At 35.5% G+C, this 14,683-nt stretch carries 11 protein-coding genes; 6 read left to right on the top strand and 5 right to left on the bottom strand.

Annotated elements, in window-relative coordinates; all coding sequences use genetic code 11:
• Positions 1-43 precede the first annotated feature (43 nt).
• A complete protein-coding gene (gene trpS / locus L0669_RS05060; RefSeq protein ID WP_263761796.1) occupies positions 44-1,018 on the bottom strand; it encodes a tryptophan--tRNA ligase in 975 nt (324 codons plus the stop codon).
• Positions 1,019-1,315: 297 nt separating this feature from the next.
• On the opposite strand from trpS, the gene L0669_RS05055 reads away from it, so the two are divergent.
• Entirely contained in the window at positions 1,316-2,080 is a 765-nt protein-coding gene (locus L0669_RS05055) for a lysophospholipid acyltransferase family protein (protein WP_263761795.1), read from the top strand.
• A 553-nt stretch (positions 2,081-2,633) separates the two neighbouring features.
• Here the strand turns inward: L0669_RS05055 and recA are convergent.
• The 4 genes from recA to L0669_RS05035 all read right to left on the bottom strand — a co-directional run bounded on the left by recA (position 2,634) and on the right by L0669_RS05035 (position 5,977).
• A complete protein-coding gene (recA, locus tag L0669_RS05050) occupies positions 2,634-3,641 on the bottom strand; it encodes a recombinase RecA (RefSeq protein ID WP_173968979.1) in 1,008 nt (335 codons plus the stop codon).
• A gap of 173 nt (positions 3,642-3,814) precedes the next feature.
• Entirely contained in the window at positions 3,815-4,324 is a 510-nt protein-coding gene (locus L0669_RS05045; protein WP_173968976.1) for an acyl-CoA thioesterase, read from the bottom strand.
• A 111-nt stretch (positions 4,325-4,435) separates the two neighbouring features.
• Complete coding sequence (locus L0669_RS05040) at positions 4,436-4,822, bottom strand: DoxX family membrane protein (RefSeq protein ID WP_072957544.1); 387 nt, start codon at positions 4,820-4,822, stop codon at positions 4,436-4,438.
• 6 nt (positions 4,823-4,828) lie between these two features.
• A complete protein-coding gene (locus L0669_RS05035; protein WP_263761794.1) occupies positions 4,829-5,977 on the bottom strand; it encodes a DNA polymerase III subunit in 1,149 nt (382 codons plus the stop codon).
• Positions 5,978-6,410: 433 nt separating this feature from the next.
• On the opposite strand from L0669_RS05035, the gene L0669_RS05030 reads away from it, so the two are divergent.
• The 5 genes from L0669_RS05030 to L0669_RS05010 all read left to right on the top strand — a co-directional run bounded on the left by L0669_RS05030 (position 6,411) and on the right by L0669_RS05010 (position 14,602).
• Positions 6,411-6,863 carry a hypothetical protein gene (locus L0669_RS05030; protein ID WP_173968972.1) on the top strand — a complete coding sequence of 151 codons (453 nt, stop codon included), beginning with the start codon at positions 6,411-6,413 and terminating at the stop codon, positions 6,861-6,863.
• A 197-nt stretch (positions 6,864-7,060) separates the two neighbouring features.
• Complete coding sequence (locus L0669_RS05025; RefSeq protein ID WP_173968970.1) at positions 7,061-8,353, top strand: hypothetical protein; 1,293 nt, start codon at positions 7,061-7,063, stop codon at positions 8,351-8,353.
• Between the two features lie 102 nt (positions 8,354-8,455).
• Positions 8,456-8,872, top strand: coding sequence for a hypothetical protein (locus tag L0669_RS05020; RefSeq protein WP_263761793.1), 417 nt, complete (start codon positions 8,456-8,458; stop codon positions 8,870-8,872).
• Positions 8,869-10,311, top strand: a complete 1,443-nt coding sequence (gene sprC, locus L0669_RS05015) for a gliding motility protein SprC (RefSeq protein ID WP_263761792.1) — start codon at positions 8,869-8,871, stop codon at positions 10,309-10,311. The genes L0669_RS05020 and sprC overlap by 4 nt, the downstream gene beginning before the upstream one ends.
• Before the next feature lies 1 nt (position 10,312).
• Positions 10,313-14,602 (top strand): PorP/SprF family type IX secretion system membrane protein, encoded by a 4,290-nt coding sequence (locus L0669_RS05010; RefSeq protein ID WP_263761791.1) that lies wholly within the window; start codon positions 10,313-10,315, stop codon positions 14,600-14,602.
• Positions 14,603-14,683: the final 81 nt, after the last annotated feature.

Below are 14,683 nucleotides of genomic sequence, written 5' to 3'. Positions count from 1 at the left end.
AAAAAAGCCCGACAGGTTTTTAATATCTGACGGGCTTTTAATTTTATTTACTAAATCCTAGTATTTCGCGAACTTTTGCGAGAACACCATCTGCAATAACAGAAGCTTTTGAAGCTCCTTTTTTTAATAAAGCATCTACTTCGTCAAGGTTGTTAATGTAGTAAGTATATTTTTCTCTTTCGATTTTAAATTTTTCTGTAATCAATTCAAACAAAGCTTGTTTGGCGTGACCGTAACCATAATTTCCACCAAGATAATTGGCTCTCATTTCGGCGATTTGTTCTTCGGTTCCTAACAAAGAATAGATTGCAAAAGCATTACAAGTATCCGGATTTTTAGGAGCTTCAAGCGGAGTACTATCTGTTTCTATGCTCATAACCTGCTTGCGCAATGTTTTATCGTCAAGGAAAATATTGATAATATTATTGGCCGATTTACTCATTTTTCCACCGTTTGTTCCGGGAATCAATTTACTGTCTTCCTGAATTTTAGCTTCAGGAATTACAAAAGTCTCTCCCATTTGGTGATTGAAACGGGAAGCAACATCACGAGTAATTTCTAAATGTTGCAATTGGTCTTTTCCAACTGGCACAAATTCAGCATCATAAAGCAAAATATCTGCAGCCATTAACATTGGATAAGTAAAAAGTCCCGCGTTAACATCGTCTAAACGATCGGCTTTATCTTTGAAAGAATGTGCCAATGTCAAACGTTGAAACGGAAAAAAGCAGCTTAAATACCAGGTCAATTCAGTAGTTTGAGTTACATCAGATTGTCTGTAAAAAGTAACTTTATCAGGATTTAGTCCGCAAGCAAGCCAGGCCGCAGCGGTACTGTATGTATTTTCTCTTAATGTTTTACCATCTTTAATTTGTGTAATCGAATGTAAATCAGCAATAAACAAATAAGATTCGTTTGCAGGATTGTTCGATAATTCGATAGCAGGAATGATTGCTCCCAATAAATTGCCTAAGTGTGGCGTTCCAGTACTCTGAACACCAGTAAGTATTTTTGCCATTCTAGTTTTTTCTTATTACTAAATGCAAAGTTCGTTTTTTTAGAGCAAAGTACATAAACTTTACCACGCTGTTTTATTTTAATCGCGCAAAGTCGCAAAGTCGCAAAGAAAATAAACTTTGCGACTTTGCGACTTTGCGAGAAATAAGTTGGTATTCTGTCTGAAAAACTCTGTGTTTCTCTGTGGTAAAATAGCACTCAATAAAATTTTCAAATACAAAGGAACTTTGAGGTAAAAAAAAATAGCAATACAAATTCTTTTTGTAGAATTCATTTCTGTTTTATTACATTTGAAACTATGAAAGGAATTAAAATTGTTTTTTGGGTTTTGTGGCGTATTTGGTTTTACATCTTAATGGGAATTCCAATATTGATTATGCTGCCGTTTTTGCTTATTTCTATTATATCAGAAAGCGGATACCCATATTTCTTTAAAATGGCCCGCATTTGGGCTAAATTTATCCTTTTCGGCATGGGTTTTTATTATACGGTCAAGCGCGAGCAGAAACTTATTAAAAACAAAAGCTATATGATCGTGGCCAATCATACTTCGATGACCGATATTATGCTGATGCTGGCGATAGTTCGAAATCCCTTTGTATTTGTTGGGAAAAAAGAACTTTCTAAAATTCCGTTGTTTGGATTTTTCTATAAACGTACTTGTATTCTGGTGGATAGAAATTCTTCTAAGAGTAAAAATGAAGTTTTCAAGAGAGCACAAGACAGACTTAATCAGGGACTTAGTATTTGTATTTTCCCCGAAGGCGGAGTTCCGGATGACGAAAGCATTTTACTTGACGAATTTAAAGACGGTGCATTTCGTTTGGCAATAGAACATCAGATCCCGATCGTGCCTATTGTTTTTGCTGATAATAAAGAACGTTTTTCGTATACTTTTTTAAGTGGAAGTCCAGGTAAAATGAGAGTTAGAATTCTGCCTTTTGTAGAAACGAGCGGATTAACAAGTGAAAACAGAAAAGCGCTTCGTGACGAAGTAAGACAACTGATTTATAAAGGTTTACTTCAGTTTAAGAAAGAAAAGAATAAAGAATATAGAGAATAGACCATAAATTTAAAAACCCGACAACACTAAAGTTGCCGGGTTTTCTTTTGAATTAAAATCCCCATTTTATATCAAAAGTACTATCGATGAATTATTTTTTCTGAAATAAAACGCAATACTTTTTTAAATTTCAATTTGGTTTTTCTGCGGTTTTTACTGTACAACACTTCTATTTTCTCTTTCATGGTTAAAAATATTAAGGATTGATAATAAAGAGTTTGGTTTAAACTCAAGTTAATGTCATACTTTAATAGAGAACAGAAAGTAAAAAAGGTTGCGTGAGAAACAGAAAATTTTGAAATTATTTAATAAAAAACCCGCTAGTATTTGAAAACTAACGGATTTTTGTAGAACAAACAACCAAATTTATTCTGAAAAAAGTTCGAATGTTATTATGGCATAATAGCAATCAAAGCTTATGTCTGTTTATTAGATGGACATATCGTAAAATGGTTGCGTCGTTTTTTGATATTTTTTTAAAATAAAAAACCCGACAGGTTTAAAAAACGTGTCGGGTTGGTATAAAGTATTATATATTAAATCATTAAGAATATTAAGCGTTAGCCAATTCTTTGATATGTTCTTTAATTTTTACTTCTAATTCGTCAGCTAATTCCGGATTATCTTTGATTAAAGATTTTACAGCATCACGACCTTGTCCTAATTTTGTATCTCCGTAACTAAACCATGATCCTGCTTTTTTAACGATCTCAAATTCAACCGCTAAGTCAAGAATTTCCCCTGTTTTAGAAACTCCTTCTCCGTACATAATGTCGAATTCGGCAGTTTTAAAAGGTGGAGCTACTTTGTTTTTTACGATTTTTACTTTAGTTCTGTTTCCTATAACATTTTCCCCATCTTTAATTTGAGATGAACGACGAATATCTAAACGTACCGAAGCGTAAAACTTCAATGCGTTACCACCCGTTGTAGTTTCAGGATTACCAAACATAACACCAATTTTCTCTCTCAACTGGTTGATGAAGAAAACAGTACAGTTTGTTTTACTAATTGTTCCGGTTAATTTTCTCAAAGCCTGAGACATCAAACGTGCATGAAGACCCATTTTAGAATCTCCCATTTCACCTTCGATTTCACTTTTTGGAGTCAAGGCAGCAACAGAGTCAATTACCACAATATCAATTGCTCCTGAACGAATTAAGTTCTCAGCAATTTCTAAAGCTTGTTCACCATTGTCTGGTTGTGAAATGATCAGGTTTTCGATATCTACGCCTAATTTCTCAGCATAATTTCTATCAAAAGCATGTTCAGCATCTATAAAAGCAGCAATTCCGCCCGCTTTTTGAGCTTCTGCAATTGCGTGTAGCGTTAACGTTGTTTTTCCAGAAGATTCCGGACCGTAAATCTCTATAATTCTTCCTCTAGGGTAACCATTAACTCCAAGAGCTAAATCAACTCCAAGAGAACCTGAAGAAATAGTTTCTACTTCTACAATGGCTTTATCGCCCATTTTCATTACGGTTCCTTTTCCGTAAGTTTTATCTAGTTTGTCAAGCGTAAGTTGTAGCGCTTTTAATTTGGCATCTTTCTCTGAACTCATCTCTTTTTTTTCTTTTTCTTTCATCTAAATTTTTATCTTTTTTTCTCTTTCATAAACAAATCAGAAAGAAATAATTTCCTGATTCAGATTTGTATGGACTTACATTTTGTAAAATTAGTTCTTTTTTTGAAGATTGATTTCCCAAAATTGTTCCAAATTGTACCAAATTTATACTACAAAAATAAAGCCTTTAATTCTGTAGCGTCAGAAGGTTTTATTTTTCCTGCTAGCAATAAACTCAATTGTTTACGACGTAAAGCGGCGTCAAAACGCTGTATTTCAAGTTCGGTTTCAGGCACAATTGGCGGAACTTCAACTGGTCTTCCGGTATCATCAACGGCCACAAAAGTATAAATAGCTTCGTTTGCTTTTGTTCTGCTTCCTGATTCACGATCTTCTACCCAAACATCGATAAAAACTTCCATAGAACTTTTAAAAGATCTTGACACTTTTGCTTCAACAGTTACGACACTTCCTAACGAAATGGCTCTGTTGAAAGCAACGTGATTTACAGATGCTGTTACTACAATTCGGCGAGAATGTCTGCGGGCTGCAATACTTGCTGCACGATCCATACGGGCCAATAATTCACCTCCAAAAAGGTTGTTTAAAGGATTTGTTTCGCTCGGTAAAACTAAATCGGTTAAAATGGTTAAGGATTCTGAAGGGTGTTTTGAGTTCATTTTTTTAATGTAAAATTTTATTTTTCGCCGTAAATTTCTCAGAATAAAAAGATTAGAAAATCAATATGAATCTTAGAAATTTGTGGTTTTCTTTTTAAAAATTAAAGTTGATTAATTCAACCAATAAACAGCCATAACGGCCGGAATAAAATAGATTACGATCGTTCTCGCGCCGTCGTAATCTTTGGCTAATCTTTGCCCAAAAAGCATCATTAGCAAACAAATACAAGAGAAAATAGCTCCGTAGAAACCAAATTCACGACCACTATTTGTAAGTAATTGTATGGCTCCAACAACACATAAAATTCCAGAAATTAATTCAAGAATTAAAAGGTGAAGTAAGGCGAGAGGTACCTGGTTTTTTAGTGGTGTTTTGGCAAAATGCCCTTTAAGCCATTCGACATTATCTTTCCAATAAAATATTTTTTCATATCCTGATTGTAAGAAGGTTAAGGCTAAAAATGCTAATAGTAAAATGGAGGCAACATTGTTATTCATTTGAAACTATTTTTTATGAATTAAACGAGTCAGTTTTATAGACAAATCGGTCAGAATTATTTTTGCATTTCCGTTTCTTTCAATGTGATACATCGCATCTGAAAGTTCTTTGAAGATTTCGTGAATGTTGTTTCCGTTTACAAATGGTGCAAAATTTTCGAGTTTGAATTTTTCGACTTTAGGTTCAATGTAAACCAAAGTTGGAGCTTCATAATTAAGCAAAAGTGCCTGACGAAACATTTCAATACAAAACTGAATGAATTTTTTCTGGCTTTCACGTCCAAGAGCTGCAATTTCTTCACTCCAGGATATTAAATCCTGAATGGCGGCAGCATTTCCTTTGGCTCTAAATGCGGCACGAACCCAGTTAACAAACCATTGTTCAAAAGGATATTCTGAATCGTCTTCTTTTAAAAGATGTAAGGCTTTGTTAAAATTTCCCTGAGCCTGATGTGCAATTTTTTTAGCTAAATTAGAATCTATATTTTCCTGAGCAACCAAAGCCTCGGCGATTACTTTTTCCGGAAGTCCGTTAAAGTGAATGACCTGACAACGAGAACGTATGGTTTGAATAATGTCTTCTTCATTTTCAGAAATCAGAATAAAAATGGTTTTATCTGAAGGCTCTTCTAATAATTTTAAAAGCTTATTTGAGGCTGCGATATTCATTTTATCGGCCATCCAGATGATCATGATTTTATAACCGCCTTCGTAAGATTTTAACGAAAGTGATTTTAAAACTTCTGTTGCATCTTCGACACGTATTTCTCCCTGTTTGTTCTGAACGCCCAGAATTTTATACCAGTCAAATAATCCGCCGTAAGGGATTTCCTGAATAAAAGTGCGCCAGTCCTGAATAAAATCTAAGCTTTTTGGTTTTGTTTTAACATCCTCGGTAGTAACCGTTGGATAAATAAAATGCAGATCGGGGTGCGAAATGTTTTGAAACTTCAAATTGCAGGAATCATTTCCATTAGAATTTTCGTTTCCTGTATTGCTGCACAAAATATATTGCGCATAAGCGATGGCCGTTGATAGTGTGCCACTTCCTTCTGGCCCAATGAATAATTGTGCGTGCGGAATTCGTCCGGAAGCTGCACTTTTTATCAAGTGACTTTTAATGTAATCTTGACCTAAAATTTGAGAAAATTGCATGAAGCAAAGATAGAAGAAAATGATGTAGTCAAAAATTTTCGTTCAAAACTTTCTATCGGGTATTTTATTTATGTTGTTATAAAGCTTTTTTCTCGAATTTTTTGAAGTTTGTTAACCAACTTTTGTTAATAACGAGGATAAATCGAGTAGATATCAGCAGTTTTTTGTTAATAGTTTTTTCTAAAAAATGATAAACGTAAGGTTTTTTTGGTTATAATTTTAAATGATTTTATTTTTTTTATGTGTAATATCTTACGGTTTGAATTTTAACAAATTTAACAAAAAGCCCGTTAAAACGCACATTTTCCCGACATAAGACTGATTTTTAAGGTTTTTTTAAGGTTTTTTTTTGAAAAAAGAAATCAATAAAGTTGCAATTTAAGTTAATTTACATATTTTTGTTTGCATCAACAACCCATTATAATAAGAATCTATGAAAGGGAAAATTATTTTATTTAGTACACTTTTTTTAATGACAACTGGTGCTATTTCAGCACAGGCTAAAAATGCTCCAAGAAGTATCATTAGTACAACAGCTCTTATTCGCAAATACCATGATCAAAAAGAATTGAGCGGTATGCAAAAAGGAGAACTTTTGGAACTGTACATTGAGCGTATTAAAGTTTTAGTAAAAACTCTCCCTTACATTGCTTTGGTTACAAAACCAGGTGTTACGATGGCAGACTTAGGTATTCCGGACGATAACGAACACAAAAAAGTTTTAGATGCTCAGGCTGTTGGTACAACTACTTTCTTAGATACTACAGTAGAATTTCAAAGAAAAATGATGCCGTATTCTGATAAAGGAAATCTTATTGCAGCAATTTTATTTTACGAAAGCACATTGAAATCTTTACATGAGTTCAACGAATTGAACGAAATGTAATATTATATAATATTTTTTAAAACCTTTTTTGAAGTGTTTGCGTAGATGAGTTAAATTTTTTACGCCATGAAAAAAAGAAATAAAAAAAACAACTCGTTCTCGTGGGTTCTGACTACTATCAGAAAACTCGGGATGAGTTTTTATCATTTAAGCATACGCATACCCAAATTTATTATTAACCGTAATACCCCCTTATCATGAAAAAAATTACTCAAATGATCTGCGTTCTTTTGACAGTTACTAGTATGAGTGCTCAACAAGAAAAAGGAATTATGGGCTACAACAATTGGTTGAACAACTGGACCGAATTTAAGCCTCACAAAGTAGAGTATGGAGAAGCAAATCAAATCTTAGCAGGAAACATTTCTGTTAATACAAAATTGCTGAAGAGGAATATTTATGTTTTGCAAGGCAATGTTTATGTAACAAATAACGCTGTTTTAACGATCGAACCGGGAACTTTGATTATTGGTGATTTCGAAACAAAAGGAACATTGGTAGTTACAAAAGGTGCTCAACTTGTTGCAGATGGTTTAGAAACAGATCCAATCGTATTTACTTCAAACCGCAGCCAGAAAAAAGCTGGAGACTGGGGTGGAGTTGTAATTCTTGGTGATGCTCCAATTAATAAATTTGGAAACGTAGGTTCTTATAACTTAGATCTTGATCCAACTCTTACTACTTACGGTGGAGATAATGCAGCTTCAAACTCTGGAATTTTAAGATTCGTGAGAATCGAATTTGCAGGAAAAAAAGTAAAAGGTGTTGATACTTTCAACGGTTTAACTTTAGCTGGTGTTGGTAGTAAAACTATACTAGAAAACATTATGGTAAGCTACGCTGGAGGAGATTCTTTTGGTATCCTTGGCGGAGATATAAATGCTACAAAATTTGTTTCTTATAAATCAATCAACGACGATTTTAAATTTTCTCAAGGTGTACAATGTCGTTTCTATAACTCATTGGCAGTTAGATCTTCTTACTTCTCAAGTACTAAAGACGGATCTCGTTGTATGGAAGTAAAATCTTACGAAAAGAAAAGCGAAACAGATTTTACTAAAAAACAAACTTTAGTTGTTGCAACTAATATTACAATGCTTAATGACAGCGACAATATCAAAGCTGATATTCAGGCAGGTTTAGTAAAAGAGGCTGTTTATGTAGCTGAAAATGCTTCTCTTGAAATGAAAAGAAGTGTGATCTCAGGATTTAATCCGGCAGTATTATTAGACAGCAAAACAGAAATCAATGACGCCAACCTTAAAAAAATCAAATTTGAGGAAATGTACTTCAACCTATGTAACGGAAATATCTTTACAGAGTACAATTCTAACAACGAAGATTTAGAGAGCTGGTACGGAAATAGTGTGTTCTTTAACGTTTACTCTCAAAGTGATAACAAAGAAACTTTCATTGATATTTCTAACGCTAAAAAACCAGATTTTAGATTACAATTAGGAAAAATTACAGCTTCAAGCGGCAATAGATAATAGACTTAGATTTTTATTTCAAAGCGTAAATTTTATTAATAAAGTCCCCAGACACAATTTATGTATTCGTCTTAAACAGGACCAAATAAAGATCAAAACATAATGGCTCAATCTAGAAAAAAATATTTTTTAAATATAATATTTTTGGTTTCACCTATTACGTTAAGTCTATATGCACAAAGTTCAATAGAAAAGCCTACAACTTCTATTGCTACTGTTTGCCATATGACTACGTCAAATAACCAAAATAAAGATACGGCTGATACTAAAATTATCAGCAAATTAGAGAATTCTAATCAGTTTATAGCAGGGCTATCCATCCCCAAGGATAGCCTTCCTATTGCAGTTGATTCGAACGATCAGACTACTTTAAAATGTGAAGATAATTCATCATTAGCAGCTTCTTATTCACTTCTTGCAAAAGATATTATTGAGAACTACCGATATGATTTTTCTGAAACATTTATAGACATCTTGTTTTTTGAGAATATAGATCTGGCCCGAAAACGCACTATATGATTCGAAAAATTACTTTAAGTTTTACTAAAATTCTCATTTTATTTGGCTTTTTATTCTTAGCTAAATCGAATATGTATGCCCAAACTATAGTTCCTCAGCCATTTGATGGTTTAGAGAAACTTTGTGCTGGTCCTGCTTTCAATGAATTTAACGCTACATTTAGTTATGTTGATTTTCCTCCGGGAACAACATTTGCAGTAGAACTTTTAGACAATGCAAATAACCCTATTGCTACTATTATAAAGGGAGCTCCTATAGATGTTTCTCCAACAAAACAAACCATAAAATTTTCGCTGCCAGTTACTTTGGTAGGGTCAGAAACTTATGGTATAAGAATAAAAAGTTCTACCGGAGTTACAAGTGTGCGATATAAAAATGCAATCACAAGTGCTACAGATTTCCCTGCCTACTATAAGTCATATGAGGGATCATTTTCCGTTAATGGAAAATCTGGTAATGCTACTATTTGTTCAGGTGGTAATTTAACTCTTTCAGTTGATAATGATACTCCAGGCGTAATAGGATCTTCTCCTGCTACTTACCCAAATCTTAAATACAGATGGTTTAAGGACGGTGCTCTTATTGCAGGACAAAGTGATAAAACGTTAGTTGTAAATTCAGCCGGAGAGTATTATGCTGTTATTGAGTATGGTGCATGTACCGATCCAAATACGAGTTCTAATCGTGTAAACGTTGCAAGTTCATCATCCGGATCTGCTGTAGTTATTACTTCTAGTTTAGGTAATCCGTTTTGTGCAAGTGCAGATGGAACCGTTTTAACTGCAAGTAGTGGTAATAAATATACCTGGAAAAAAGATGGCGCTCCATTTGGAGGTAATACCCGTACCGTAAAAGCAACTGAATCCGGTATCTATACGGTAGAAGTTGACTTTGGAGGATGTAATGCTACAGGATCAATCGACCTGAAAAGTAACGGTTTTAATTCCAGTATTGATGTTGCTGATGAGTTTCAACTTGAAGAAGGAGAAACTTTAAACGTTACGGTTACAACAGATGCTACAAGCCCAACTTATGAGTGGTATCTAAACAACAATCTTATTTCGGGAGCTACATCTAGTAGTTATCTGGTAGCGGCTATTGGTATTTACAAAGTGCGTATATCGCAATCTTCAGGATGTATCTCTTCTAAAGAATTTATTTTTAAAGCCAAAGGAAAAGCAGGACCTTCATCAGTGATTCCAAACATAATAAGTTTAAGTGGTTTAAGCCCTTATTGGAATATACCTGATGAATACAAGAATGCGAATACCAAGGTTATGATTATAAGTTCAAATGGCGATATGGTTCTTGATGTTACCAATTATCAGGGAGATTGGCCTCAGACTTCAATCGATTTTAAAAATGTAAATCCAGTATATTACTATGTCATTAAAGGCGACGCAGGTGAGAAAAAAGGATCAATAACTGTGATAAGATAATATGAAGAAAATTTTACTATTCATCACTTTATTTTACGGTTTTTCAAATACACTCTATTCCCAGGACAAACCTGAGAATGGAGTTGTTTCGTTTTCATTACCTATCAGAAATTCTTTAAAGTTTAATAGATATTTAATCAACCCAACATTTAGTTTTGTTCGCGAAACAAATGCATACGCAAGTTTTTATAATAAAAGACAATGGGTGCAGTTTGAAGATGCGCCAAATACTTATTTAGCCAATTATTCAGGACGTTTTAGAGAAAATGAAGCTTTTGCTTTTGGCTTATTTCAACAAAATTATGGTCTAATGACTGTTTTTGGCGGAATAGGAAACTTTGCACACAATATTGTTTTAGAGCAAGACAGTAACTTAACTTTTGGTATGAACGTTGGCGTATATCAAAGTGGTTTAAACAAAGGGAAAATCATATCTGATGATCCAAATCTTTTAAATTTAGATTATCCTTCAAATACATTACTTACTGTTAATCCTGGTATTAATTACGGAACCGCATTTCTTGATTTTGGAGTTTCTGTAAACAATTTAATTCTTTATAATTTTGGATCAGGTATTGTAAAAGATGATCCGGAAAGAGCAATTGAATTGCATGCTATGTATACAGGATATCTGGATAGCTATGGTTTTTTTGATCGTAGTAAATTCTCAGGAATTGTAAAAACAGAAATAAAACAAGATAAAACTATTATTTCAGGACTTGCTATGATTGCCATTCCACAAGGAGTTTGGGCACAGGCAGGTTATAATACTTTATACGGAATTTCAGCAGGTTTAGGAATTAATATTTCTCCGAGTATTGCCATTGAGTACAACTACGAAAGAGGAATGGGGAATTTTACAAATCTGGGAGGTTCTCATGAATTTGCTATTGCTTATAAATTCAAAAACAGAAATTATTACTATGGTGATGATGAAGAGGGTTCTTTAATAGATCCTTCGAAACCAAAAGCAGTAATGGCTAAACCAAAAGCTGCACCGGTAACTAGAGTAAGTGGGGCCGAAACAGCAAGATTAGCTGCAGAAGCTAAGGCTAAAGCCGATGCTGAAGCACTTAAAATAAGACTGGCTGCTGCAGAAAAAGTGAAAGCTGATGCCGAAGCCGCTGCAAAAGCAAAATTAGAAGCTGATAATAAAGCTAAGGCTGATGCCGAAGCATTAAAAATAAAATTAGCTGCTGATGCAAAAGCCAAAGCCGATGCAACAAGAGCACAAACTGCAACAACAAACAGAGCAGTAGCAACAGAACAAAAAACACAAGCACAACTGACTGCAGACAAAGCTAGAGCTGATGCTGAAGCGCGCAGAATAAAATTAGCTGCAGATAATAAAGCGAGAGTAGATGCTGCTGCCGCTGCGAGAGCGCAAGCAATTGCAAATAAACCTACTGCTACAGCAACTCAAAAAACTCAGGCACAATTGGCGGCTGATAAGGCCAAAGCAGACGCCGAAGCATTGAGAACTAAGTTAGCTGCAGATAAAGCCAAAGCCGATGCCGCAGCAGCTGCAAAAGCAAAAGCTGCAACAACTGCAACACCACAAAAAACACAAGCTGAATTAGCTGCTGATAAAGCGAAAGCAGATGCAGAAGCGCTAAAAGTTAAACTAGCTGCAGATGCAAAAGCTAAAGCCGATGCTGAAGCTGCTGCCAAAGCAAAACTAGAAGCCGATAATAAAGCTAAGGCCGATGCCGAAGCCCTAAAAATAAAATTAGCTGCAGATGCTAAAGCGAAAGCAGATGCTGCCGAAGCAAAACGTAAAGCCGATGCTAAAGCAAAAGCTGAAGCGGCAGATTTACAATCAATCTTAGCTGCAGATGCTAAAGCAAAAGCAGATTCAGATGCTTATCAGGCAAGATTAGCCGCTGAAGCCAAAGCTGCTGCCGCTGCTGCCGCAAAAACAAAAGTAAGCATTGATGCCGCGAACAAAGCTAAGTTAGCTGCAGATGCTAAAGCAAAAGCTGCTGAAGATGCTGCATTAAAAGAAAAATTAGCTGCCGATGCCAAAGCGAAAGCAGATGCTGAAGCAAGAGCAGCAAGAATAGCTGCTGACGCAAAAGCTAAGGCTGATGCTGAAGCTGCTGCAAAAGCAAAAATAGAAGCAGATGCTAAAGCGAAAGCGGATGCAGAAGCATTACAAGCAAAACTAGTTGCAGATGCTAAAGCTAAGGCTGATGCAGAAGCACTACAAGCAAAACTAGCTGCTGATGCTAAAGCTAAGGCTGATGCAGAAGCACTACAAGCAAAACTAGCTGCTGATGCTAAAGCTAAGGCTGATGCAGAAGCACTACAAGCAAAACTAGCTGCTGATGCTAAAGCAAAAGCGGATGCAGAAGCACTACAGGCAAAATTAGCTGCTGATGCTAAAGCAAAAGCGGATGCAGAAGCATTACAGGCAAAACTTGCTGCTGACGCCAAAGCAAAAGCTGATATGGAAGCATTACAGGCAAAATTAATTGCCGATGCAAGAGTTAAAGCTGATGCAGAAGCAACTGCTAAAGCGAAAGCTGATGCAGAAGCGAAAAAATTACAAGAAGCAGAAGAAGCACGTCTGGCAAAATTAGCCGCTGATGCAGAAGCATTACAGGCAAAACTTGCTGCTGACGCTAAAGCAAAAGCTGATGCTCAAGCACTACAAGCAAAACTAGCTGCTGATGCAAAAGCAAAAGCCGATGCAGAAGCACTTCAGGCAAAACTAGCTGCTGACGCTAAAGCAAAAGCTGATGCAGAAGCATTGCAGGCTAAACTTGCTGCTGACGCAAAAGCCAAAGCCGATGCAGAAGCATTACAGGCAAAACTAGCTGCAGATGCAAAAGCGAAAGCAGATGCTCAAGCACTTCAGGCAAAATTAGCTGCTGATGCTAAAGCAAAAGCGGATGCAGAAGCATTACAGGCAAAACTAGCTGCTGATGCCAAAGCGAAAGCGGATGCAGAAGCGTTACAAGCAAAACTAGCTGCAGATGCAAAAGCGAAAGCCGATGCCCAAGCATTACAAGCAAAATTAGCTGCAGATGCAAAAGCGAAAGCCGATGCCCAAGCATTACAAGCAAAATTAGCTGCAGATGCTAAAGCAAAAGCGGATGCAGAAGCATTACAAGCAAAACTAGCTGCTGATGCAAAAGCCAAAGCAGATGCAGAAGCATTACAAGCAAAATTAGCTGCTGATGCAAAAGCGAAAGCTGATATGCAGGCTGCACAAGCGAAGTTACTGGCAGATCAAAAAGCAAAAGCGGATGCAGAAGCTACTGAAAAATTACAGGCTGAAGAAGAAACAAGACAATTACGATTAGCAGAAGAGGCACGTGAAGCAAAATTATTGGCCGATGCCAAAGCGAAAGCAGATGCAGAAGCATTGCAGGCTAAATTAGCAGCAGATGCACTTGCAAAAGCAGCTTCAGCTCCAAAAGACGATACAGCAAAAGCAATAGATGATTTAACACAATCTATTGAGAATTCGGTTAAAAATCAAAAAGACTTATTGTCTCAGTTTAATACTACTGTGGCTAATAAACAAAGAGATCTTAATGACTTAAAAGAAGAGAATGATTTAAGTGAAAAAGGAATTTATAAAGAGCCAAAGCCTTTTAAAAGTGTAGCGGCTGAAAATAGTCAGTTAGAAGCTTTAAAAGCCCAACTTGCGGATGCGAATAGAATTCAAAAAGATGAAATCGCTAAGTTGACTAATTTATATAACGAAAGACTTAAAAAATTCCCGAATAAAAATGATGCTTTAAACAAGGCGTATCTGGATAAGATCAATCAGTTGAAAGCAGCACAATTAAAAATGGAATCAGACAGTGCTGTTTTACTTTCGAATTTAGAACGTATTAAAGCTGAAACTGAAATTGAGAAAAAACGTAGAATCAAACGTGCAGCTTACGAGAACGATCAGGGAAGATATGCACAGGACGTTGCCGCTCTAAAACGTATAAAAGAAACAACTAAAATAAGCAGTACGCCATTAACCGCAAGTGATTTTGATTTTGGTGAAGACCAGTCGAATATGCAAATTATCAAGAATATTAAAAATTCTGATAGTGGTTATTATTTAATTATTGCCGTTCACAACAGTGTAGAAAAACGTGATCAGTTCCTGACTAAAGCAGTCGCGGCAGGACGTTCAGATGTTAATTTCTTTTACAACGTAACAACAAGTAAGTATTATATCTATTACGAGAAATTCGAAGGTTTATCTGAAGCAACTAAAGCATTAGAAGCAAAAGGAACAAAACCATATAACGGAAAAATGGCTATCGTAAAAGTCGAGAATTAATACAGAATAAGAGTAATGTCGGTCCTCCTTAACCTATGCTAAGGAGGGCATAATAATAAATGTTATAGAATACTAATTGTT

This window comes from Flavobacterium bizetiae, from assembly GCF_024271895.1.
GTDB classification, from domain to species: Bacteria; Bacteroidota; Bacteroidia; order Flavobacteriales; family Flavobacteriaceae; genus Flavobacterium; species Flavobacterium bizetiae.
This window is presented reverse-complemented; position numbering and strand designations above follow the sequence as displayed.